The sequence below is a fragment of the Mycolicibacterium xanthum genome (assembly GCF_019710635.1).
Classification (GTDB): Bacteria; Actinomycetota; Actinomycetes; order Mycobacteriales; family Mycobacteriaceae; genus Mycobacterium; species Mycobacterium xanthum.
Genome location: NZ_JAIFZS010000025.1, coordinates 97,356 through 118,368 on the forward strand (window position 1 = coordinate 97,356; position 21,013 = coordinate 118,368).

At 69.0% G+C, this 21,013-nt stretch carries 24 protein-coding genes; 10 read left to right on the forward strand and 14 right to left on the reverse strand.

Annotated features, from left to right (window positions below; translation table 11 throughout):
* Positions 1 to 22: 22 nt before the first annotated feature.
* Positions 23 to 463, reverse strand: a complete 441-nt coding sequence (locus JDV09_RS11790) for a hypothetical protein (protein ID WP_221369310.1) — start codon at positions 461 to 463, stop codon at positions 23 to 25.
* Positions 464 to 771: 308 nt separating this feature from the next.
* The gene (locus JDV09_RS11795; protein ID WP_221369311.1) at positions 772 to 1,812 is read right to left on the reverse strand and encodes a hypothetical protein; all 1,041 of its coding nucleotides are present in this window, start codon (positions 1,810 to 1,812) and stop codon (positions 772 to 774) included.
* A 196-nt stretch (positions 1,813 to 2,008) separates the two neighbouring features.
* Between JDV09_RS11795 and JDV09_RS11800 the strand changes: the two genes are divergently transcribed.
* The 3 genes from JDV09_RS11800 to JDV09_RS11810 are packed head-to-tail and all read left to right on the forward strand — an operon-like array spanning position 2,009 to position 4,873.
* Entirely contained in the window at positions 2,009 to 3,481 is a 1,473-nt protein-coding gene (locus tag JDV09_RS11800; RefSeq protein ID WP_221369312.1) for a peptidoglycan DD-metalloendopeptidase family protein, read from the forward strand.
* The gene (locus tag JDV09_RS11805) at positions 3,478 to 3,966 is read left to right on the forward strand and encodes a hypothetical protein (RefSeq protein WP_221369313.1); all 489 of its coding nucleotides are present in this window, start codon (positions 3,478 to 3,480) and stop codon (positions 3,964 to 3,966) included. The genes JDV09_RS11800 and JDV09_RS11805 overlap by 4 nt, the downstream gene beginning before the upstream one ends.
* 16 nt (positions 3,967 to 3,982) lie before the next feature.
* The gene (locus tag JDV09_RS11810; RefSeq protein WP_221369314.1) at positions 3,983 to 4,873 is read left to right on the forward strand and encodes an RsiV family protein; all 891 of its coding nucleotides are present in this window, start codon (positions 3,983 to 3,985) and stop codon (positions 4,871 to 4,873) included.
* Between the two features lie 18 nt (positions 4,874 to 4,891).
* On the opposite strand, the gene JDV09_RS11815 is transcribed toward JDV09_RS11810, so the two are convergent.
* The 5 genes from JDV09_RS11815 to JDV09_RS11835 form a co-directional block, all read right to left on the reverse strand.
* Positions 4,892 to 6,904, reverse strand: coding sequence for a zinc ribbon domain-containing protein (locus JDV09_RS11815; RefSeq protein WP_221369315.1), 2,013 nt, complete (start codon positions 6,902 to 6,904; stop codon positions 4,892 to 4,894).
* On the reverse strand, positions 6,901 to 8,958 hold the full coding sequence (locus tag JDV09_RS11820; RefSeq protein ID WP_255605211.1) for an AAA family ATPase: 2,058 nt from the start codon (positions 8,956 to 8,958) through the stop codon (positions 6,901 to 6,903). Before JDV09_RS11820 ends, JDV09_RS11815 begins: the two co-directional genes overlap by 4 nt.
* Before the next feature lie 9 nt (positions 8,959 to 8,967).
* The gene (locus JDV09_RS11825; RefSeq protein ID WP_221369316.1) at positions 8,968 to 9,651 is read right to left on the reverse strand and encodes a Pvc16 family protein; all 684 of its coding nucleotides are present in this window, start codon (positions 9,649 to 9,651) and stop codon (positions 8,968 to 8,970) included.
* Positions 9,652 to 9,770: 119 nt separating this feature from the next.
* A complete protein-coding gene (locus JDV09_RS11830; protein WP_221369317.1) occupies positions 9,771 to 10,571 on the reverse strand; it encodes a hypothetical protein in 801 nt (266 codons plus the stop codon).
* A 31-nt stretch (positions 10,572 to 10,602) separates the two neighbouring features.
* Positions 10,603 to 11,229, reverse strand: a complete 627-nt coding sequence (locus tag JDV09_RS11835; protein ID WP_221369318.1) for a response regulator transcription factor — start codon at positions 11,227 to 11,229, stop codon at positions 10,603 to 10,605.
* A gap of 172 nt (positions 11,230 to 11,401) precedes the next feature.
* On the opposite strand from JDV09_RS11835, the gene JDV09_RS11840 reads away from it, so the two are divergent.
* Positions 11,402 to 11,638 carry a DUF3039 domain-containing protein gene (locus JDV09_RS11840; RefSeq protein WP_221369319.1) on the forward strand — a complete coding sequence of 79 codons (237 nt, stop codon included), beginning with the start codon at positions 11,402 to 11,404 and terminating at the stop codon, positions 11,636 to 11,638.
* Here the strand turns inward: JDV09_RS11840 and JDV09_RS11845 are convergent.
* Both JDV09_RS11845 and JDV09_RS11850 read right to left on the reverse strand, forming a co-directional pair.
* The gene (locus tag JDV09_RS11845; protein WP_221369320.1) at positions 11,628 to 12,659 is read right to left on the reverse strand and encodes a YihY/virulence factor BrkB family protein; all 1,032 of its coding nucleotides are present in this window, start codon (positions 12,657 to 12,659) and stop codon (positions 11,628 to 11,630) included. The two genes, JDV09_RS11840 and JDV09_RS11845, sit on opposite strands and share 11 nt — an antisense overlap.
* 27 nt (positions 12,660 to 12,686) lie before the next feature.
* Complete coding sequence (locus JDV09_RS11850) at positions 12,687 to 12,878, reverse strand: DUF7455 domain-containing protein (protein ID WP_011779680.1); 192 nt, start codon at positions 12,876 to 12,878, stop codon at positions 12,687 to 12,689.
* 132 nt (positions 12,879 to 13,010) lie between these two features.
* On the opposite strand from JDV09_RS11850, the gene JDV09_RS11855 reads away from it, so the two are divergent.
* On the forward strand, positions 13,011 to 13,367 hold the full coding sequence (locus JDV09_RS11855; RefSeq protein WP_221369321.1) for a DUF952 domain-containing protein: 357 nt from the start codon (positions 13,011 to 13,013) through the stop codon (positions 13,365 to 13,367).
* Here the strand turns inward: JDV09_RS11855 and JDV09_RS11860 are convergent.
* Positions 13,325 to 13,720 (reverse strand): RidA family protein, encoded by a 396-nt coding sequence (locus JDV09_RS11860; protein ID WP_221369322.1) that lies wholly within the window; start codon positions 13,718 to 13,720, stop codon positions 13,325 to 13,327. The genes JDV09_RS11855 and JDV09_RS11860 overlap by 43 nt on opposite strands.
* Before the next feature lie 74 nt (positions 13,721 to 13,794).
* Between JDV09_RS11860 and JDV09_RS11865 the strand changes: the two genes are divergently transcribed.
* On the forward strand, positions 13,795 to 14,577 hold the full coding sequence (locus JDV09_RS11865) for a hypothetical protein (RefSeq protein WP_221369323.1): 783 nt from the start codon (positions 13,795 to 13,797) through the stop codon (positions 14,575 to 14,577).
* Positions 14,578 to 14,668: 91 nt separating this feature from the next.
* Positions 14,669 to 15,304, forward strand: a complete 636-nt coding sequence (locus tag JDV09_RS11870; RefSeq protein ID WP_221369324.1) for a TMEM175 family protein — start codon at positions 14,669 to 14,671, stop codon at positions 15,302 to 15,304.
* On the opposite strand, the gene JDV09_RS11875 is transcribed toward JDV09_RS11870, so the two are convergent.
* Complete coding sequence (locus JDV09_RS11875) at positions 15,292 to 16,845, reverse strand: RNA polymerase sigma factor (protein WP_221369325.1); 1,554 nt, start codon at positions 16,843 to 16,845, stop codon at positions 15,292 to 15,294. The genes JDV09_RS11870 and JDV09_RS11875 overlap by 13 nt on opposite strands.
* A 204-nt stretch (positions 16,846 to 17,049) precedes the next feature.
* Entirely contained in the window at positions 17,050 to 17,853 is an 804-nt protein-coding gene (gene ppgK, locus JDV09_RS11880) for a polyphosphate--glucose phosphotransferase (protein WP_221369326.1), read from the reverse strand.
* A gap of 114 nt (positions 17,854 to 17,967) precedes the next feature.
* Between ppgK and JDV09_RS11885 the strand changes: the two genes are divergently transcribed.
* A complete protein-coding gene (locus tag JDV09_RS11885; protein WP_221369327.1) occupies positions 17,968 to 18,867 on the forward strand; it encodes an inositol monophosphatase family protein in 900 nt (299 codons plus the stop codon).
* 15 nt (positions 18,868 to 18,882) lie between these two features.
* Here JDV09_RS11885 and cei read toward each other — a convergent pair whose 3' ends face one another.
* Positions 18,883 to 19,539, reverse strand: a complete 657-nt coding sequence (gene cei / locus JDV09_RS11890) for an envelope integrity protein Cei (RefSeq protein ID WP_221369328.1) — start codon at positions 19,537 to 19,539, stop codon at positions 18,883 to 18,885.
* 175 nt (positions 19,540 to 19,714) lie between these two features.
* Between cei and JDV09_RS11895 the strand changes: the two genes are divergently transcribed.
* A complete protein-coding gene (locus JDV09_RS11895) occupies positions 19,715 to 20,017 on the forward strand; it encodes a DUF4193 domain-containing protein (protein ID WP_221369329.1) in 303 nt (100 codons plus the stop codon).
* Positions 20,018 to 20,028: 11 nt separating this feature from the next.
* Here JDV09_RS11895 and JDV09_RS11900 read toward each other — a convergent pair whose 3' ends face one another.
* Positions 20,029 to 20,508: a DUF3093 domain-containing protein gene (locus tag JDV09_RS11900; RefSeq protein WP_221369330.1), complete on the reverse strand. Its 480-nt coding sequence runs from the start codon at positions 20,506 to 20,508 to the stop codon at positions 20,029 to 20,031.
* Positions 20,509 to 20,533: 25 nt separating this feature from the next.
* On the opposite strand from JDV09_RS11900, the gene dut reads away from it, so the two are divergent.
* Positions 20,534 to 20,998, forward strand: a complete 465-nt coding sequence (gene dut, locus JDV09_RS11905) for a dUTP diphosphatase (protein ID WP_221369331.1) — start codon at positions 20,534 to 20,536, stop codon at positions 20,996 to 20,998.
* Positions 20,999 to 21,013 lie beyond the last annotated feature (15 nt).

Sequence of the window (21,013 nt, forward strand, 5' to 3'; positions counted from 1 at the left end):
GCCGTCGCCCGCGTCGAGCGGGCTAGCCAAGGGAGTAAACGTAGATCAGCGGAATGGCGAAGCCCACTCCGAGACCGGCGCTGACCCAGTCGGCAATCTTTTGGCCGCCCGCGGCAAGGTGGGCTTCGAACTGGGTGCCCTGGTAATACTCGGCTACGAGATGGCCGATTCCCGCGTAGGCACCGAAGACGACCACGTACCAGATGCCCAGCGGCCAGATGTCGACGGGCATCAGGAAGGTGAGTGCCCCGGCGATCATGATGGTCGCCAAGATGACTGCGGCGAAGCCGAATCCGGCTTCGGCCTTCTTGTCCCAATTCCAATAGTCCAATGCCAGCAGTGTGCCTCCCGCGATTGGGCTGCCGAAGCCGCTGGCCCAGGAGACGCCGGCTGGCGAGAATGCGCCGTGTCCGGTCGTCTCGACAGGTGCTGCGGCGTGTGAAGGTCGTGTCGTCGAATCCATTGCGGTTCCCCCGTTGCCGTTGTGCAGGTCAGTGGGCTGTCGACACATCGACGATCAACGACAGCCCCGTAATGTCGGCGCTATGGCCCGGCGCCGCCGGTGACCACGTCCGTAGGGGCATCCGATGGGGACACAGCCCAAGCCGAACGGGCCTATCCGGAGACAAGCCCGACGACGGCGCCAAGCGCATGCGACCGCGACGAGCGCATACAACGGCGCGGCGGGTGCAGGGATCCGGGTGGCCAGGGTAGCCGGTCCGGGCCTGGGGAGCGCGCTCCTCACGTAGCGCCCAGATCCTTGAATTTGCCTCACCGGACGGGCGGAATCGCTGATGTAGGCGTGTTCGCGGTCGCCGGCGGGAGGACGATGACGCTCGATTTCGGCGTCCGGGGTGCGACCGGGCAGGTTTGTGGTGGGTACACCGTGGTGCCGTCGGGGCACGAAACGGGGATCCGCGGACACTGTTCTCCCACCAGGACCGAGCTGCCGTCGGGGCACGCAACGGTCGGCGGCTCAACCGGCGGGCAGGTCTCGCCGGCGGAGACGGTGCTGCCGTCGGGACACGTCACCGGTGGGGCGGTGGTCGTGGTGGTCGTCACCGGCGGCGGTGTGGTCGGCGTCGGGCAACTCTGGTCGGCGGGTACCGTGCTGCCGTCCGGGCACTGCTTGGTACGCGGCGTGGTGGGCGGCGGCGCCGACGGGCACAGCTGATCGGGCGCAACGGTGCTGCCGTCCGGGCAGACCTTCTGCGGTGGAGGGGGATTCGGTGCGCACGGCCCATCGGGTGGCGGCTGGTGCGACTGCCCGGGCGGACAGGCCTGGGTGCGGTACTCGTTCACCGGGAAGAAGCTGATCTCGACCACGCGCCAACCGTCGGCGGTCTGCTCCGCCACCACGCGAGGAATGTCCATGACGATGGAGTCGAGCTCGTTTCCGGTCGGGTCGACCACCATCTGGGTGAGCCGTACAGCGCGTTCGACGCGATCAGCCTCATCGGCGGGATGTTCTCCGGCGACCAACAGCGCGTCGGCGGTCACCTCCGCCTCGGCCTGCATCCACTCCTGCCACCACACACTGTTGCCACGTTCGACCCGGTTGTCCTTGCCGGCCTGCAACTCGGGCCCCAGATAGGGCAGCGCGCGCTGGTAGGCGTCCAGCGTGGAGGAATCCGTGGTGGGGTGCCAGGTGAACATCGTCGCCAGCGCGTCGACGATCACGTCCTGAGCTTCCTGCGGGGCCGTCTCCTCGGCATCCGACCCCGACCAGTGCGGCGACTCCTCGGATGAGCCGCCGCATCCGGTGGCGGACAGGACGAGCGCGGTGAACAGCACACCGATGATCCGTCCCATGTCACCTCCCGTACGCCTGCCTTCATTGTTCAGCCGACCCCGGCCGAGCACGACAGTCGTTCGGGCAGTCCTGCTGTCCGAAAGGGCACTACCGCCGGCAGCAGGCTGACGCGCCGTAGCACCGCGACCACACTGAGACGTGCATGCCGCAACCCGGTACGCACACGAATTCGGTTATGGCGGGAGAACGCTGACCATGACGGCGCTGGCCACGCTGCACAGGAGGGCGATCGTGGTCGTGCTGTGCCTGAGCCTGGCCGCGCTGTCGATCGTCACGTCGCCGAAAGCGGAAGCGGTCGGCGCATGTCCGCGCAACGGAAAGCCGCTGGCCGACGGCACCTATGTGGAGTCATCTCCGTTCGGGCCGCGCGGCAACAGCTTTCACCGGGGTGTCGACCTCGCCGGCAACGAAGGAACGCCGATCTTCGCGGCGCTCGACGGGACGGTCGCCGACGCCGGCCCGGCCAGCGGCTTCGGGCAGTGGATCGTGGTCGACAGCACCACCGCCAACGGGCTGGTGTCCACGGTCTACGGCCACATGTACCCCGCCGATGTTCTGGTTCGGAAGGGAACGCAGGTCAGCGCCGGCCAGCATATCGCCAACATCGGCAACAACGGTCAATCCAGCGGCCCTCACCTGCATTTCGAGTACTGGGAAGGCGGCCGGCTCACCCAGGGCCAGGCCGTCGACCCGTCCTTCCTGCTGAAGGCGCCGCCGGCCGATCCCTCCGTCGCGCAGAACGTGTCGGCGTCGGCCGACTGCCAGATCGGAGTCCTCAAACCGGGGCTGGTCCCACCCGAATTCGTGCCATGGCTGCTGAAGGCCGGTGCCCTCTGCCCGGGCGTCACGGCGCCGGTCCTGGCGGCACAGTTGGAGGCCGAGAACGGCTTCCGGCACGGGCCGACCGCCCCGGTGTCGTCTACCGGCGCCCAGGGCCCGGCCCAGTTCATGCCGGGCACCTGGTCGACGTGGGGCAAGGACTACGACGGAAGCGGGCCGCCTCCGGACGTCAACAGCATTCCCGACGCCGTCATGTCGCAGGGTGCGCTGATGTGCGAGAACTACCGGCTCTGCGCGGCGGGCATCGCCGACGGATCCATCATCGGCGACCCGGTGGCGCTGGCGTTGGCCGCCTACAACGCCGGCTTCGGGGCGGTGCAACGCAACGGCGGAATGCCCTCCGGCGGTGAGTACACCACCCAGACCCAGCCCTACGTGTACAAGATCCTGCAGCGTGCGCAGGCGTTTGCGGCGGCTCCCTGGACCGGCGGAATGACACCGTCGATCGGCGTGCGCGGCGTCACATCGATCGTGGATGCCGCCACCGAGTTCACCGGGAAACCCTGGGTGTGGGGTGGCGGCGATGTCGAGGGTCCCACCAAGGACGGATTCGACAGTGCGGGGCTGACATTCTTCGCGGTGGCCCAGGGCACCCAGGGTGGCGTGGTGCTGCCGCGCACCGCCGATCAGCAGTGGGATGTCGGCAAGGCGGTGGCGATGGCCGATGTCCGGCCCGGCGACCTGGTCTTCAGCGGCTGGGACAGTCGAGGCCGCCCGTCGCACGTGGGGATCGCGGTCGGCAACGGGCAGATGGTCCATACCGACCTCGACCAGGGGGTCGTGATCGCCGACTTCTATCCGGACTCGCGTGCCCGGCGGGTGACATGAGGAACCCGGCGGTGGCGGTGGCGGTGGCGATCACCGTCGTCGCAGCGGGCTGTGGATCGGATCCAGTGCCCGACTCCACGCCCGCGGGGGTCGATCGCAGTGATCCGGATCAGGTGATCTCCACCGCCCTGGAGACGATGTTCACCTGGGCGCCGGCGCAGGACGCCTCGCCGAACGACGCGCTGGAGCGGGCGTCCGGGTTGTTGACCTCCGATCTCGCCGAGCAGGCCGGCGGTGCGCCGGAGCCGGGACCCGGGTCGCAGTGGGAGCAGTGGCGCGCCGACGGCGCCGTCGTCGAAGCCACCGCGTACTTCGTCGCCGACGAGACCCCTCCCAACTCGGCCGACCGCGCGCACCGGGTGGTGGTGATCGTGCAGTCGGCGACCACACCCGACCACCGACTGATCAACGAAACCCGGCACACGGCCTGGGTGGTCGCCGACAGATCCGACGGCGGCTGGCGGGTGTCCAGCATCGACTTCTGACTGAGGAGGACAGGCCATGCTGATCACTGGCGGCCGGATCCTGGTGGCGGCGATCGGTGCGATAGTGCTCGTCGTCGTGGGGATCTTCGGCCTCAGGGCCGTTTTCGCGAATCCGCACGTCCCGGAACCCATCGCGACATCGACGTCACCGTCGCCGCCGCCGGAACCACCGCCGGGCGGTGGATCGCCCGACACGGGAGGGAGCGGGCCGGACGGCTCAACACCTCCGGGCACCGATCAGGGGCCGGGCGGCGACCCGGGCGGTACCGGGAACCCTCCTGAACCGGAGGTCGAAGAAACCGCTGAGCCCTATGCCGCCACCTCGAAGCCGATCAACACGCTCCTTGGAACCGTCGCGGTCGCCGTGGATCTGCCCCAGGTCCAGGGCGGGAAACCCCAAGTCGCCCAGACCTTCAACGACGCCATGGACTCCGCGTTGCAGGAGCAGGTGGACGCGTCGCCGGGCGCATTCCTGAAGAGTTCCTCCGACAGCGGTGTCCGGATCGGCGAACACGTGCTCAGCGGCGTGCTGCGGAGCTCGGCGACCAAGATGAGCCCGTTGACGACCGATCTGCTCACCAACACCGTGGTGGTCGACACCGACAGCGGAGAGCTGATGAACTTGGCATCGCTGTTCACCGACCTCGACCAGGGCCTGTCCCGGTTGAGGGTGCTGGCCAACGATCTGGGATCGACGTCGACTGCGGGCGCCGCGTTCGACGGCAGCGCGTTGCCCGCCGAGGAGGAACCGTTCTCACAGTGGACCGCCGAACCCGAGGGCATGCGGATCTTCTTCGCGCCGGGAGCGGTCGCTCCCGATGACGAGGGCGTTGTGGAACTCACGATCCCCTGGGACAGATTCGGCGCGGTGGTGAGGCCCGATGTCAGGGAGATCGTCTCGAGTTGATCAGCCCGGCAGGGGCGGTCAGGCTTTGCCGCCGCGTTTGATACACAACCCGCCGACCACACCCGCGACGGCTCCGATCATCACGAGGATCGCCCCGAACGCCGGGCCCTCCGCGGAAAGCTCGTATTGGGCGTAGAGAAGGTAGGCGCCCATCGCGATGAACATCGCGGTTCCGGCCAGCACGGTGATCCTGCCCTTGGCGCTGAGGATGCCCAGCATCATCACCCCCGCGAGCACCAGCACCACCGCCCGGCCCACGGGCTGTGACAGCACCGACTGGGTGTCGCCCGCAGGCAGGCGCAGGACGGCGTCCGGGCCGGGGAGCACATCGAGGAAATACTTCGGCAACTCGGCGAACCACCGACCGCGCCACGCCCCCCATACGGCGAACAGCCCACCGAGAAAGGTGAACACGATGCGCAGAATGGGCAGCAGCTCCGATTTCGTCTGGCTGAAGCGCGCCTCGGCCTCGACCTCGCCGACGCCGTCGTCGGCGCTCACGGTGATCTCGCGGTCGACCGCCTCCCCGCTGCCGGGCAGCGGGGCCTCCAGCCGCAGTGCGGCCTGCCCGACGCCGCCGGGCGCGACCTCGAGCTGTGCGGGGGTGAAGGTGAATCGAACCTCGCCTTTCGGGTCCCGGCCGGACAGCCATACCGAAAGCGGCAGCGCGCCCCGCGAATTATCCACCGTCACAACCATTCTTCCTCGTCTGCGGTCCTGAACGGTCACGTGTTCGGGGGTCAGATCGATCTGCGCGGTGGTGATCGGAGAGGCGCTGGCGGTCATGTGCAAGGACCCCGGCGCCTCGCTTTCGTCGGTGCCGTCATGACACAGCACGGTGAAGGGACGCTCCGCTGCCTCACCGGGTTCCGGTAGGGGAGCCTCGACCTGGGCGTACACCCGGGTCTGTTCGCCGGCGTTGACATACAGTTGCGGTTGGGAGAATCCGAATCGCACCAGTCCCTCGGGGTCGCGCCCCTTGAACACCACCCGCCGGTCCTTGCTGCCGCGGCGGTTGTCGACGACGACGGAAACCTTGGTGCCGGTCTGATCGGTCAGCCGGGTCACCCGCGGCTCGAGTCGCAGCTGTACGGGTTCGTCCGGCGGGGCGTGGGACGTCTGCTGGAGGAGGTTGACCACCGTTTCGACCCGGCCGTCGTCGCCTGCGGCGGCCACTGTCAGGGTGTGGTTCTGCTGCTGGCCGGGGCTCGGCGGTCGGACATCGGTGAGGTCGACCTCGACCGAGGCCTGGGCCGACCGGTATGCGGCGACCTCGACAACGCCGGGGTGGAAGCCGAACCGAATGATCCGCTCGGGATCGGTGGCGCTCAGTGCGTAGCGCTGCGGATAGTTGCTGGCGCTGTTGTCCAACCGAACCGTGAACCGGCCCTTGGCGGTGTCACGGAGCCGCACGAACGGAGGTTCGGCGCTGAGTGTCACCGGGCCCCCGACGCGCTGGACCACAACACCGACCTGGGCGCCGGCTCGTACGGTCGGGTCGTTCACCGAACAGACCTGCAACCTGAGCAGGAAGCGCTGAGCGACTACGTCCGGCCCTGGGCGAACGGTCAGCGTGATGGGAAAGACATCCTCCCGATCGGTCATCAGCCGGATCTCCGGATGCGAGATCGTCAGCCAGGGAGGTGGATTCGTCGCGACGACGGTGTAGCCGTCGACGATCGTCGACCGGTTGCGGATGCGGATGTCACAGCTCGTCCCGGTGGTCGGATCCAGCGCGACCTCCTGGGCCGGCACCTGCACGCCGGGCGCGGGCACACTGGCACGTGCGGGTGCAGCGGCGCGGGCGGCCCGGAAGTTGGTCGTCGCGTCGGGATCCGTGGGCGGGCGCGGCGAAACGGCCTGCAGCTTTTCGGTGCGGCCCTCCCGTTCGCCGGAACGAGGTTCGGTTGGTCCGGTGTCGGTCTGGGCCGCGGGTGCGGTGTCCCAGCCGAGATAGAAGTCGCAGGTAGCGCAGAACTGTGCGTCTGGGGCGTTCTCCGCGCCGCATTGATCGCAGACGTGCTCGCTCATGTCGACCTCCTCAGCGGTGCGCCGTTGGCCGGCAGCAGCCGGCCGAGCTTGCGATACTCCCGGGCCGCCGCGGCCCGCACATGGCGGTCACCGACCGCCGATTCCGTCTCGGCCGCCAGATAGGCCGCGGTGATCGCCGCGGACCGGATGTTGCCGCCGGACAACGCGTATGCCTTGGCGTAGTCGGCGACGTCGAGGTCGGCCAGCGTGGGGACCGGGGGTGCGAGGCAGCCCCGCCACAGCGCCAGCCTCGCGGCTTCATCGGGCAACGGGAAGTCCACCACGAGGTCCAGCCTGCGGGTGAACGCGTCATCGAGATTGGCGCGCAGGTTGGTGGCCAGCACCGCCAATCCGTCGAAGGTCTCCATCCGTTGTAGCAGGTAGGCGCTCTCGATGTTGGCGTACCGGTCGTGGGCATCGCGCACCTCGCTGCGCTTGCCGAAGATCGCGTCGGCTTCGTCGAACAGCAGCACCGCGCTGACCCGGGACGCCTCGGTGAAGATGCGCTCGAGATTCTTCTCGGTCTCGCCGATGTACTTGTCCACGACGGTGGCGAGATTCACCGTGTACAGGTCGAGCCCGAGTTCCCCGGCGATCACCTCGGCCGCCATCGTCTTGCCGGTTCCGGAGTCCCCGGCGAACAGGGCCGTCACACCGGTGCCGCGGCCACCACCGGGCCGCATCCGCCAATCCGATAGCACCACTTCGCGGTTGCGTGCGCGGACGGTGAGTTCGCGTAGTTGAGTGAGCGCTTTGTCGGGCAACACGAGGTCGTGCCACGACACCGCGGGTTCGATGCGGCGGGCCAGCTGCTCCAGTCCGGCCGCGTTCTGTGACCGGGCTCCGCGCCGCAGATCGCCGGCGGTGGGTGTGCTGTGTGCGGCCCGGGCCAGCGATTCGGCCGCCGTGATCGCGGCCGCGATCTGGCGGGGCCCGAACGCGTACTGGGCGGCGACATCACCGACATCGACGACGTCAGCCATCGAACCCAGTTCGCGCTGCCACAATTCGGTCCGTTCGGCCACGGTGGGCCGGACGGTCTCCGCCAGTAGCGGTACCCGATCCGACCATCTGGGATCCCAGGTGGCGGTGCCGGTCAGCACTACCGGGACGGGCAACTGGGCCAGCCGGTAGACTACGGCGTTCTGGTTGGGCGCGAAGGCCTCGACCGGCGACACGACCAGGCCGGCCGAATTCAGCAGCGCCTCCCGGCCCAGCAGGGTCACCGCCTCGGACACATCGCCATGCATGGCCAGCCGCACAGCGTCACAACACATCACCCGCTGTCCGGCAACGGTCAGCGCATCCACCGCGACCGCGGCCCCGGAACCGCCGACGGTCTCGCGGACGTAGCAGAGGCGCTCGCCCGCCTTGATCGCCGCCGCGATCGTGCGAGACTGATCGCAATGCAGCCCAACCGGTTCGATGAGCACCTCGGTCAGGGCGGCGTCCGGGGTGTCGTCGCCGAGGAGATAGCCGGCGACCCGGTCGGGTATCCGGATGGCGCGGGTGAGGAATGGCCGGTCGAGGTCGTCGATCAGGATCAGCGAGTTGTCGACCAGCGGCGCTCCGGGGGCCAGCCGGCGCCGTGCCGCGGGGTCGAGCGGTGACAAACCGGCGAGTTCGAGCGCCAGCCCGGTCGTTGCGCGCCGACGGGTGACGTCGTCGTTGAGATAGCCGTAGAGCCGTTCGAAGCGAGCGTCCACGTCGGGCAGCAGGCAGATCACCAGGAACTCGACGTCGTGGTCGGACAGGTTCGCCGAGCGTGCGAGGTCGCGCAGTCGCAGGCGCGTGCCGGCGGCCTCGGCGGAATCGGCGCGCTCCTCGAGCGCTGAGCGCAGACCCATCGACGGCGCCGGCGCCGGTGGGTGGTGGGAGAGCATCGCATCGACGGCCTCGTCGCTGAGGTAGAGCCCACGGAACGGATCGTCGGGCGCCGGGTCATGGGAGCGCCGATGGGCCACCAGGGTCTGCACGCGGTCCTCGACGAGCATCGCGCGACCGAGCAGATAGCGCATGCTGTCCAGGCGCATGCTGTCCAGGGCGGCCGCCATGACGTCGCCTCAGCCCTGCTTGCGCCGCCGCTTGCGCACGCGCACCTCGGCGGGCGCGTTCGCGGTGGCGCCGGTCGAATCGTCGATGCGGGGGCGGCTGCGTGTCTCGCGGGGCTCCGCACCGTTGCGGCCCGCGGCGACGACCACGGTCGGTCGCAGCACCGGTGGACCGGCGGGGAACGACCGTCCGGTGTACGCGGGTGCGGTGACGACGACGTCCAGCGACGGTTTGAGCTCACCCCCCAGCGCGCTCCAGACGTCGGCGAACGAACGGTCTTCCGGTGGCGGTGACGCCACGCTGATCGGAAGCGGAAGCCCCTGTTCGGCAAGGGAACCGGTGAGCACATCGGTGGGCAGGGCATCGTAGCGAAGGAAGCACGACAGAAGGTCGCTGAGGAGCCGGTGCTCGTCCTCGGGGCGTTGGGTCCACGCGGCGACGAGGTAGGACAGTTTGAAGAATCGCGGCGGGTTGTGCCGTGCGACGATCCGGTTGCCGTCGTACTCGTTGAGCCAGCCGCGTTCGCGTCGGCGCAGATCCTCCCTGATGTCGTACAGGTAGACGTCGACGGTCGGCGCATTGCGTCGGCCGGCCCAATCCTTGGTAGGAGCGTCGAACTCGACCTCGACGTCGGCCGGGTCCACCGCCTCGCGCTCGATCAAGGTCCGCAGCGCGTGATCGACCTCCGGTATCACGTACTCATCCTTTCCTGTCGGCGATGCCCTCGGCGACGGGCTCAGGTACCACTCAGGAGGCACCCCGTGATGCCCGAAAGGGCAACGCGCCCAGCCCGATAGGACACCGGTGAGGACGGCTACGGCGTCGGGGTCACCTGGAAGATCATGGTGGGGCCGGATGGCGGGGGCGGGTCGGTCACCGGCGTCGAGTTGGGATCGCCCAGCTGTGGTCCACCTTCACCGGTGGCGGGGAGGTCGGGGTTCACCTGGGGATCCGGTTCGGGGGAGTCCGGATCCTCGGTCACCTCAGGATCTGCGGGGGAATCCGGGTCGCCGGCCGTGCCCGAATCGTCGGGCGGCTCGGGCACGGCGGTCGGTTCGGGTTCCCCCGCCGGTGCGGGTGTCGTCGGCGCGGGCGTCGTCACGGTTCCCGTGCCGCCCGAGCCCGGGTACTGACCCGTGCCGCCCGAGTCCGGGTATTGGCCGGTGACCCCCGGGCTCTGGGGCGGGATGGGGTCCGGTTCGGGCGGAACGCTGGCGGTGGGGACTTCCCGCGGTGGCTCTGGCGGAACGATCGACGTGGGCTCGTTCGTCCCTTCGGGCAGCGGGTCCGAGCCGTCCCGGGGCCACAGCATCACCGCGAGCACCGACGCCACGACGACGAAGGCCGTCGCTGCGGAGGTGAACAGAATCCACGGTTGCCGGTACCACTGCGGTGCGGGTTCGGCCATCAGCTCGGTCGGCATGCCCTGTGCCGGATCGGCGGCTTGGGGCCCAGCGCAGTCCGGCGGTCCGTCGTAGGCCGGCTCGGCGTCGGTGGCCGGCCCGGCTTCGGACCAGGCCAGGGGCTGGCCGCCGGTATCGCCGGCCGGTGGCGCCGAGGGCATCCGCTCCGTCGGCGGGGACGGGTCCTGCCGGCCGTGGTTGCGATCATCCATGAATCTCCCCCTTCGGAGTCCCGGTGTGCGCCTAGATCAGGCCCTCCCGGACCGCGTAGGCCACCGCATGAGAGCGGTTGCGCAGCTGCAGCCGCGTGGTGACGTCGTGCAGAACGTTCTTGACGGTGCGCTGGCTGTAGCACAACTGCTCGGCGATCTCATTGGTGTCGTGCCCGTCGGCGATCAGCCGAAGGACCTGGACCTCACGGTCGGAGAGCCCGGTGAAGGTGAGCCCGCGGGGCGCCAGTACCTGGCGTTGCAGCCGGCCCACCTGACCCAGCAGGTGCCCCAGCAGGTCCGGTGGAATGACGCCCTGCCCGGTGGCCACTTTCTGGATGGTGCGGACCAGCGCGTCGGGTGTGGCCTCAGACCGGCGCAGCAGGCCGCCGATTCCGACCTCGGCGGCATCGACGACGGTGCTCTCGTCCAATGCCCCGAGTACCACGATTGTGTGGGAGACGCCCGCCTTCTTCAGCGACCGCAGAATCCTGCGGGTCTCCTCGTCGAGCGCATCGGCCACCGCGATCCCGACGTCGACGTCATCGAGGTCACTGGACCCGACCACGTCGATCTCGGGACGCATCCGGAGCTGACTGATCACCCCGGCCTGCAGGATCGGATCGTCGGCGTAGACGTAGGTGGATACTCGTCGCTGCATTGTCATCCCCTCCGAAGATTTGTCCGTTCGGGAAGTAAGTGTCCGATCGGGCATAAACGCCGGCTCAACAGCGGGGCGCGGCTTCTCAACAAACGCTCAACGCCGGGCCTGCCGCGCCGTCGGGATCCGACCGACCCGTTGCTTCCACCTGTGCGCAGGGCAGAATGGAGCCATGCAGACCCAGACGATCGAACGCACCGAGACCGACGAACGCGTCGACGACGGGACAGACGACGACACTCCCAAGGTCTTTCACTACGTCAAGAAGAACAAGATCGCCGAGAGCGCCGTCATGGGTACCCACGTGGTGGCCCTGTGCGGCGAGGTGTTCCCGGTGACGCGGTCGGCCAAGCCGGGCTCGCCGGTGTGCCCGGACTGCAAACGGATCTACGAGCAGCTCAAGAAGTAGCCGAGTCCCGCTCTCCGGCGGGGGATTCGGGGCCGGTGGTGTCATTGAGTTCCCCCGCCCTGCCGGCGTTGCCGTTACGTTCCCCGGCCTTGGCCTCCAGCCAGTGTCGGACCCGTTTGGCGTGGGTGTGCGGGGCCGGGAACTCCTCCTCGATGGCGGCATTCAGTTCGGCGCCGATCATGATCGCGAAGCCGAGAAAGAACGCGAACAGCAGAAACGCGATCGGCGTGGCCAGGGCGCCGTAGGTGTATCCGGTGGCGGTGATCCACGTCAGGTACAACCGCAGCCCGGACGTGGCGATCAGGAACACCACGGTGGCCAGCACCGAGCCCAGGATCAACCGGTGTGACGGCAGCGGTTTGGGCAGCGACACGCGGTAGAGCACGTTGACCGCCACCACCAGCGTCAGGATGAGCACCGGGTAGTAGCCGAACCGCAGCACATTGTCCCAGCTGTCCGGAATGAACTCGGCGATCTTGCGTGGCCCCAGCGCGATGAACGGCGCGGTCACGATCGCGCCGATCAGCATCACCACATACAGGCCCAGCGCGTAGAACCGCTGCCGCACCGGGTGCCGCAGTGGGGTCTGGTCGTGGGCCTCGGTGATCGAGTCGACGAACGCCGAGATGGCCGACGAGCCGGCCCACAGTGAGATCACGAACCCCACCGACACCACCTCGCCGCGGGCGCCCCTGACGATGTCGTGCACGGTCGGCTCGATGATCTCGCTGACCACGTTGGGGGAGAAGAACCGGCCCGCGGTGCTGATCAACTGCTCCTGGATCATCGGCAGCGTGTCGGGCCCGAACAGCGGGGCGATGAAGGCCAGGCTGCCGAGCATGCCCAGGAGCAGGGGAGGCAGCGACAACGCGCACCAGAACGCAGCCTGGGCGGACTCCGAAAAGATGGAATCGTCCCAACTCTTCACCAGGGTCCGGCGGGTGATGTGCCGAATGTGATGGCGCGACGGCCGGGCTCGGGTGGACGGCCGCGTGTCCGGCGGCGCTGACTGGTCACTCATGACCAGTCCAGCATTACCGATCGGCCGCTACGGCTCCAGAGGGCTGACCTCGAGCACCGCCGCCAACTCGACCAGCTTGGCCTCGTGCTCGTTGGCGTGATGCTGGCAGAACAGCAACTCGGCACCGGACGGCAACTTGGCACGCACACGGGCCGCGGCGCCACAACGGTCGCAGCGGTCAGCCTTGGTCAGTTCGGGACTGGTGAGCGTTGCGGTCATGGCACCTCCATAGGGTGTAGCGACGTAGGTCTACTGTGTCAGACGCTTGGGGTTCCGGCCTTGTTCCCCGGGGCTTTGCGGGTGTGTCGTGTCTCACGGGCGTCGGTGTTGCGACAGTGAGAGGCGGGCGCTATGAGCTCGGATCCGGAGGTCCTCGTCCATCTGTGCCCGGGCGCGCAATGGCGCATCGCCGAACAGGCGGGACAGCACCGGCCGGAATCGCTGGACGCCGTCGGATTCGTGCACCTGTCGACTCCCGAGCAGGTTCACCTGCCGGCCAACCGAATTTTCCCGGGGCGTACCGATCTGCTGTTGATCCGCATCGACGCCGCGCGTCTGACCGCCCCGGTGAGGTGGGAACCGGGCGTTCCCGGCGATCCCGACGCCATGCTGTTCCCACATCTGTACGGACCCCTGCCGCTGTCCGCTGTGATGAGTATCACGCCCTACCCGCCCGACACCGACGGCCGGTTCGCGCCCTCGATGTAGGCGTCGGCCTCGATCTCCACGACGAGGTCCGGCGAGATCAGCGCCGACACCTCGACCATCGTGGCGGCCGGGCGGATGAAGCCGAAAACCTGTGCGTGCACCGCGGCGACCTCGCGCCAGCCGGTGATGTCGGTGACGAAGATCCGGGTGCGCACCACGTCGGACAGCGCCGCCCCGACCTGGTGCAGCGCCGTCTCGATGCGGCGCAGCGCTTCTCGGGTCTGGGTGCCGGCGTCGGCGCCCGGGGCGGTGGTGCCGGCCACCGCGACGTGTGGACCGGTCCGGACCGCGCGGGAGTAGCCGACCAGGTCCTCGAACTCCGAGGCGGAGGAGATGTTGACGCGCTCGCTCACCGTGCCAACCTACGTCCGATCTGTAACGCGGGTGCATGCCTGCCCGGCCGCGCCGATCAATACACTGACCTGTCGTGGGCATACTTTTCGGCTTCGCGCCGTGGATCGTGTACTGGGTACTGGTCGGCAATGTGCCGTTCCACACCGCCGTCCTCGTCGCGCTCGCCGTGTCGGTCGCCGCAGTGGTGGCGGCGCGGGTCAGCGGATCACCCGGACGTACGCTCGAAATCGGCGCGCTGGCAACATTCCTGGTCTTGACGGTGCTCACCTTCACGGTCAGCCGGCAGTTCATGGAGCAGTGGCTGCAGCCGCTCAGCAACGCCGGAATCTTCCTGGTGGCGTTGACCAGCGCACTGATCGGTCGACCGTTCGTCCGGGAGTTCGCCGTCGTCGGCCAGCCCAAGGAGGTCATCGAGAGCGAGACGTTCGCGCGGATCACCTCGGTGCTGACCTGGATCTGGATCGCCGCGTTCGCCGGGATGACGGCGTCCTCGGTGATCCCGCCGATCGTCGACGGCGACGCGACCATCCTCGACGTCCACACACCGCTGTCATTCCTCTGCTACTGGGTGATCCCGTACTCGCTGTTGGGGGTGGCGGCGCTGCTCACCCGCCTGCTGCCGGACCGGATGGTGCCGCCCCCGGAGGAGATCGTCCGCAAGACGACGTTCGTCGCGTTCGCCGAGGCGGAGATCGACCAGCTCATCTACCTGGCCACCGAGCACGCCAACCGTGAGGTCGGCGCGGGCAAGGAAGCCTACGACATCCGGATCGGCAGCAAGGGCGTCCCGCTGGTGGGCGACGACACGCGGGAATCGTGGCCCTCGACCTACAAGGTGCGCGACCGCAAGCGCTGAAAACGCGCCGGGCCCGTCGTTCGGCGTGTCACAGGCGCTGCGGACGTCGGTTCAGCTGTCATCGACCGGCCGGCATGCCATGGTAGGGACCATGCGTCGGGTCGACCTATCCCTGCCCACCGGACGGCTGGAGGCCTTCTCCGACGGGGTGTACGCGATCGTGATCACGTTGCTGGTCCTCGAACTCGACGTTCCGGCCTCACCCGATCGGCTGCTCAGCGCGCTGGCCGAGAACTGGCCGTCCTTCCTGGGCTATCTGGTCAGCTTCGCGTTCATCGGCGCGTCGTGGGTGGCGCACGTGAAGCTGACCCGGTGCATGTCGGCATGCGACGACGTGTTCGTCGGGCTGAACCTGATCAAGCTGCTGTTCGTCAGCTTCCTGCCGTTCACCACCAGCCTGATGGCCAACCACCTGACCGGGGCCGGACAACGTCCGGCGGCGGTGCTGTTCGGGCTGAACCTGGTGATGGCCAACGCCATGCTCACGGTGCTGGCCGCATACAGCCTGCGCGCCAAGGGGCTGGCCGAGCCCGAACGGCGCGCGGACCTTCGCCGCCTCGTGCGCACGCAGTGGCCGTCCACCGTGCTGCTGGTGGCCGCCACCGTCGTCGCTGCGTTCTTCCCCGCCGCCGCGGTGATCTTCTACCTGGCCATCTCGGCGCTGATGCTGATCAGGCCGCTGGTGCGGATCGAGCGCACGATCCGGGTGGGGCGTCAGTCCAGGTAGTCGCGCAGCACCTGAGAACGGCTGGGGTGGCGCAGCTTCGACATCGTCTTGCTCTCGATCTGGCGGATCCGCTCGCGGGTCACACCGTAGACCTGGCCGATCTCGTCGAGGGTGCGGGGCTGACCGTCGGTCAGGCCGAACCGCAGCCGCACCACACCGGCTTCGCGCTCGGAGAGCGTCTCGAGCACCGACTGCAGCTGATCCTGCAGCAACGTGAACGACACCGCGTCGACGGCTACTACAGCCTCGGAATCCTCGATGAAGTCGCCGAGCTGGGAATCGCCCTCGTCGCCGATGGTCTGGTCCAGCGAGATCGGCTCCCGGGCGTACTGCTGGATCTCCAGCACCTTCTCCGGGGTGATGTCCATCTCCTTGGCGAGCTCCTCCGGGGTGGGCTCGCGGCCCAGGTCCTGCAGCAGCTCGCGCTGGATCCGGCCCAGTTTGTTGATGACCTCCACCATGTGCACCGGGATGCGGATGGTGCGGGCCTGATCGGCCATCGCGCGGGTGATGGCCTGCCGGATCCACCAGGTGGCGTAGGTGGAGAACTTGTAGCCCTTGGTGTAGTCGAACTTCTCCACCGCGCGGATCAGGCCGAGGTTGCCTTCCTGGATCAGGTCCAGGAACGCCATGCCGCGGCCGGTGTAGCGCTTGGCCAGCGACACCACCAGGCGCAGGTTGGCCTCCAGCAGATGGTTCTTCGCGCGATCGCCGTCGCGGCAGATCCACTGGTAGTCGCGGCGCACCTGCGTGGTGAGCTTCTCGCCCCGGTCGGCGAACTCCTGCAGCCTCTGGGTCGCGTAGAGACCCGCCTCGATCCGCTTGGCGAGCTCGACCTCCTCCTCGGCGTTGAGCAGCGCCACCTTGCCGATCTGCTTGAGGTAGGCACGCACCGAGTCCGCCGACGCGGTGAGCTCGGCGTCCTTACGGGCCTGGCGCAGCGCCTCGGACTCCTCCTCGTCCCAGACGAAGTCCCCCGAGGCCTTGTCCTTCTCCGACGGCTCGGGGATCTCCTCTTCCTCGGCCGCGCGCTTGGCGGACTTGCCGGCCGCCTTCGGCGCGGTCTCGGCTTCGCTGTCGGCCGTGGCCTCGGCGGGGCTCTCGTCAGCGTCGGACTCGTCGGTGTCCTCGGTGTCTTCGGACTCCTCGGTGTCGTCGGACTCGTCGGTGTCCTCGGAGTCCTCGGAATCCTCGTCGACGTCGAGATCGTCGAGGTCGAGGTCCGACTCGTCGAGGTCGTCGCCGGGCTCGCCGTCGAGCTCGTCGTCGTTCCCGAGGTCCTCGCCGGCCAGCTCCTCGTCGACGGCCTCGGTGTCGCCGGCGGAGGCGGTGGCCTTCTTCGCGCGGCCGCGACCGGCGGGCGCATCGGCGGACTTGGCGGCGCGCGACCGGGTCGCTTTCGCCGGGGCGCTCTTGGCGGCCTTCTTGGCAGGCGTGGCACCGTTCGCCGACTTCGCGGGCGAAGCCTTTTTGGCGGGGGTTTTGGTGGCGGTGCGCTTCACCGGCTCATCGGTTGCCGGGCTTGCCTTCGTCGCTGCCACGTACAGCCTTTCGGTCGTGCGGTTCTCGGCGCGCACACGTGCGCCACCGGTGGGTGTCGGCCCTGTCGAATGTCGGCGTTGATCTCACTCGGGATACCTCGCCGCTCTCGGGTGGGCGGCCGCCGGTGACCATTGTAACGACAGTAGGTGCCGAGACTGCGCCGAGCGGCAAATTCGACGCGCCCGCCGAGCCGCCCGGAGGGGTTACCTGCCGGTAGCCGTGACGTCCATGGACGCCGCCATCGCGGCGCCGACGATGCCCGCGGTGTTCTGCAGCGCCGCCGCGACGACCGGTGTGCGGTTCTTCAGCAGCGGGATCCACTTGCCGGCTTTGCGGCTGATCCCGCCACCGGCGATGAACAGGTCCGGCCAGATCGCGTTCTCGATGGCGACCAGCACCTTTGTCACCTCCTGGGTCCAGCGCTCGTAGCTCCACTCCTTGCGTTCCTTGACCGAGCTGGCGGCCCGGTGTTCGGCTTCCTTGCCGTCGACCTCGAGGTGGCCGAACTCGGTGTTGGGCAGCAACACACCGTTGTGGATCACCGCCGATCCGATTCCGGTGCCGAACGTCAGCAGCACCACGACGCCGCCGTTGGCCCGGCCCGCGCCGAACCTCTCCTCGGCGAGTCCTGCGGCGTCGGCGTCGTTGAGGACCGTGACGGCCCGCCCGCCCATCGCGCCGCCGATGACCTCCTGGACGTTGGCCCCGATCCAGGCCTTGTCGACGTTGGCGGCGGTGCGCACGATGCCGTCGGTGACCACCCCGGGATACGTCACGCCGAGCGGCCCTTCCCACTCGAAGTGGGCGACGACGTCGGCGATGGTCTTGGCGACGGCCTCGGGTGTGGCGGGTTGCGGGGTGAGCAGTTTGAACCGATCGCCGATCAGTGCTCCGGTGTCGAGGTCGACGATGCCGCCCTTGACGCCGCTTCCGCCGACGTCGATGCCGAAACCGCGCCGCTGCGCGCCGGTGGGCGATGGGGTGGCCGGTGACTCGGTGTCGGTCATGCAAGGCTCCTCTGCGCAGATGGGCGGCTTGTCGGGCAGCAAGGACGCGCGCTGATCACCCTATCGGCTCGCCAATTCCGATGTATGCCAGTCGCCCATCCCCGCGCCGCGCGCATGTGCTGCGATGGACGGGTGAGCGACGCGACGATCGAGTCCGGGCCCGAGCAGCTTCGCGCGGTGGCCGCGCAACTGGCCGCCGAGGCGGCCGCGTTCGTCCGGCGGCGCCGCGTCGAGGTGTTCGGCGCGCGGCCCGCAGCCTCGGGCGGAGCGCCGCCGGGGGTGCGGGCCAAGAGCACCCCGACCGACCCCGTCACCGTGGTCGACACCGAGACCGAGCGGCTGCTGCGGGACCGGCTCGCGCGGCTGCGACCGGGGGAGCCGATCCTCGGGGAGGAGGAGGGCGGGCCGGTCGGCGCCGACGACGGGCAGATCACCTGGGTGCTGGACCCGATCGACGGCACGGTGAACTTCGTCTACGGGATCGAGGCCTACGGGGTGTCGGTGGCCGCACGGCGTGACGGTGCCTCACTGGCCGGGGCGGTCGCCGACGTCGCGGCCGACGCCGTGTACTCGGCCGCGCTGGGGCACGGGGCGTGGCTGTCGCGAGCCGGCGCCGTCACGCCGTTGCGCTGCAACGCGGTCAGCGAGCTGTCGATGGCCCTGGTCGCCACCGGGTTCGCCTATCAGCGCGACCGCCGCAGGCGACAGGGCGAGATCGTAGCGAAGCTGCTTCCCGAGGTGCGCGACCTGCGCCGGATCGGTTCGTGTGCGCTGGATCTCTGCATGGTCGCCGCGGGCAGGCTGGACGCCTACTACGAGCAGGGCGTGCACGTCTGGGACTTCGCGGCGGGTGTGCTGATCGCCGCGGAGGCCGGTGCACACGTCCGATCGTCCGAATCGGCCGACGGCGGGACGCTGGTGGTCGCGGCCGCGCCGGGGATCGGTGCGGCGTTCGAGGAGGCACTGGCCCGTGCGGCCGCGCTCGCGGCCGGCGAGGTCACCGACGGAGGCTGACGCCGGGCCGCCGACTCAGCAGGTGCCGTTGTGGATCTTGGCCAGTAGCGCCGGGTCGGCCGGCTGGGTGGCCTCGGGCATCAGGCTGGCGAGCATCGCGTCGATGTCGTCGCTGTGGGTCAGCTCGCTGAAATCCGTCCCCACCGCCAGGTCGACGGTGTCGTCGGTGCGCTGATCCTGGAACAACTCGGTGCAGGGCGCCACCAGCCAGACCGCGGCGGCCGCGGCGCGCCCAGACGGGCCGAACCGGATCTGGCCCTGGCACTGCAGCCGGACCGATTCGTAGATCGTGTCGTTGGCCGCCTCGGGTTCGGCGAAGCCGAGGTCGCGCAGCGCGCCGGCCACCTCGGCGGCCTGACCGCCCTGTCCGCTGGCGTTGAGCACCCGGATGTGGGTGTCGGCGAGCTTGGCGGGGGTGACCTCGATCATCGACTCGCGCGACACCTGCTCACCGAGGTCGATCGGGGGCGCGTTGGGGTCCGCCGGCGCCGGCGGCGGATTGCAGACCGCCGCTTCCTGGATATCGGGTGGGCGCGACAGGGCCATCACCCACACCAGCAGCGCCGCCACTGCCAAGGCGGCGAACATCAGCACGGCGGGCACGAAACGGCGCCGGCGGAACGGCCGTCCGTGCTTGTCGAAGGCGGTGCCTTCGGTGATTTGCGCGACCACGCTGAGCACTCTAAGGCCACCGTCGCCACCCTTACCGACCGGCGGCGGAAGTGATCGGGTCCGAGGTGTGATGCAAATCACATTAGAACCGGTGTCAATACGGGCACGAATCATTTGGCGGATGCGTTCGACGCTGGTACAAAGCACTGCTGCAACAAGCTTCACGGAGGGGACAATGGCTACCGACTACGACGCCCCACGGCGCACTGAGAGCGACGATGTTTCCGAGGACTCCCTCGAGGAACTGAAGGCACGGCGCAACGAAGCCCAATCGGCCGTCGTCGACGTCGACGAATCCGAATCTGCAGAGTCCTTCGAGCTTCCCGGCGCCGACCTGTCGGGCGAGGAATTGTCCGTGCGGGTGATCCCCAAGCAGGCCGACGAGTTCACCTGCTCGAGTTGCTTCCTGGTCCATCACCGCAGCCGGCTCGCCACCGAGAAGAACGGCATGATGATCTGCACGGACTGCGCAGCCTGACCGCTGCCCGGTCAGCTGGCGAGCGCTGCCAGCACCTTGTCCGGACGTCGCGCGCTGACCAGCCAGTACGGCGTCGGATCGTCGGGGTCGTCGAGTACCAGCAGGACCATCGGCCCGACCCACGCGCGGTGCACCACGTAGGCCGCGGGATCGAGCTGACGGCCCAGCGCGGCCGATTTGGCGGTGCGGGGCACCGCCGCGGAGCGGGCGACGACGCCGGCGGGCAGATGCGCGTTGCCCACCCACAGTTCGGCTTCGCCGTGCGCCCCGGAGACCACCCGCAGCTCGGTCCTGCCGAGTGCCAGCAGCACGGCGCCCGCCACCGGCAGCAGGACGGCGTAGGGCACCCAGCGCGGCACGGCCGGGACGCCCTGGTTGACCTCCAGGGCGATCAGCGCGGCCAGCCCCAGCGCGGGCAACCACCACCACAGGGGCACCCGGAGCCGCTCGCGGTAGCGAACGGTTTGCGAGGTGGCGCGCGTGTCGGACACGCGGCCAAGAGTAATCTGTGACGTCGTGTCCACCTCTCTGGCGGTAGTGCGGCTCGATCGTGATCTGCCGCTGCCCGGCAGGGCCCACGACGGTGACGCCGGCGTGGACCTCTACAGCGCCCGTGACGTCGAGTTGGCGCCCGGTGAGCGGGCGCTGGTGGGAACGGGCGTCGCGGTGGCGATTCCGCACGGGATGGTGGGTCTGGTGCATCCGCGCTCGGGACTTGCTGCCCGCGTGGGACTTTCGATCGTCAACAGCCCCGGCACCATCGATGCGGGCTACCGTGGTGAGATCAAGGTGGCCTTGATCAACCTCGACCCCGCCACGTCGATCGCCATCCGGCGTGGCGACCGGATCGCCCAGTTGCTGGTGCAGCGGGTGGAACTGCCCGAACTGGTCGAGGTGGCATCGTTCGATGAGGCCGGATTGTCCGACACCACCCGCGGCGACGGCGGGCACGGTTCCTCGGGTGGGCACGCGAGTCTGTGACACTTGACCGAACGC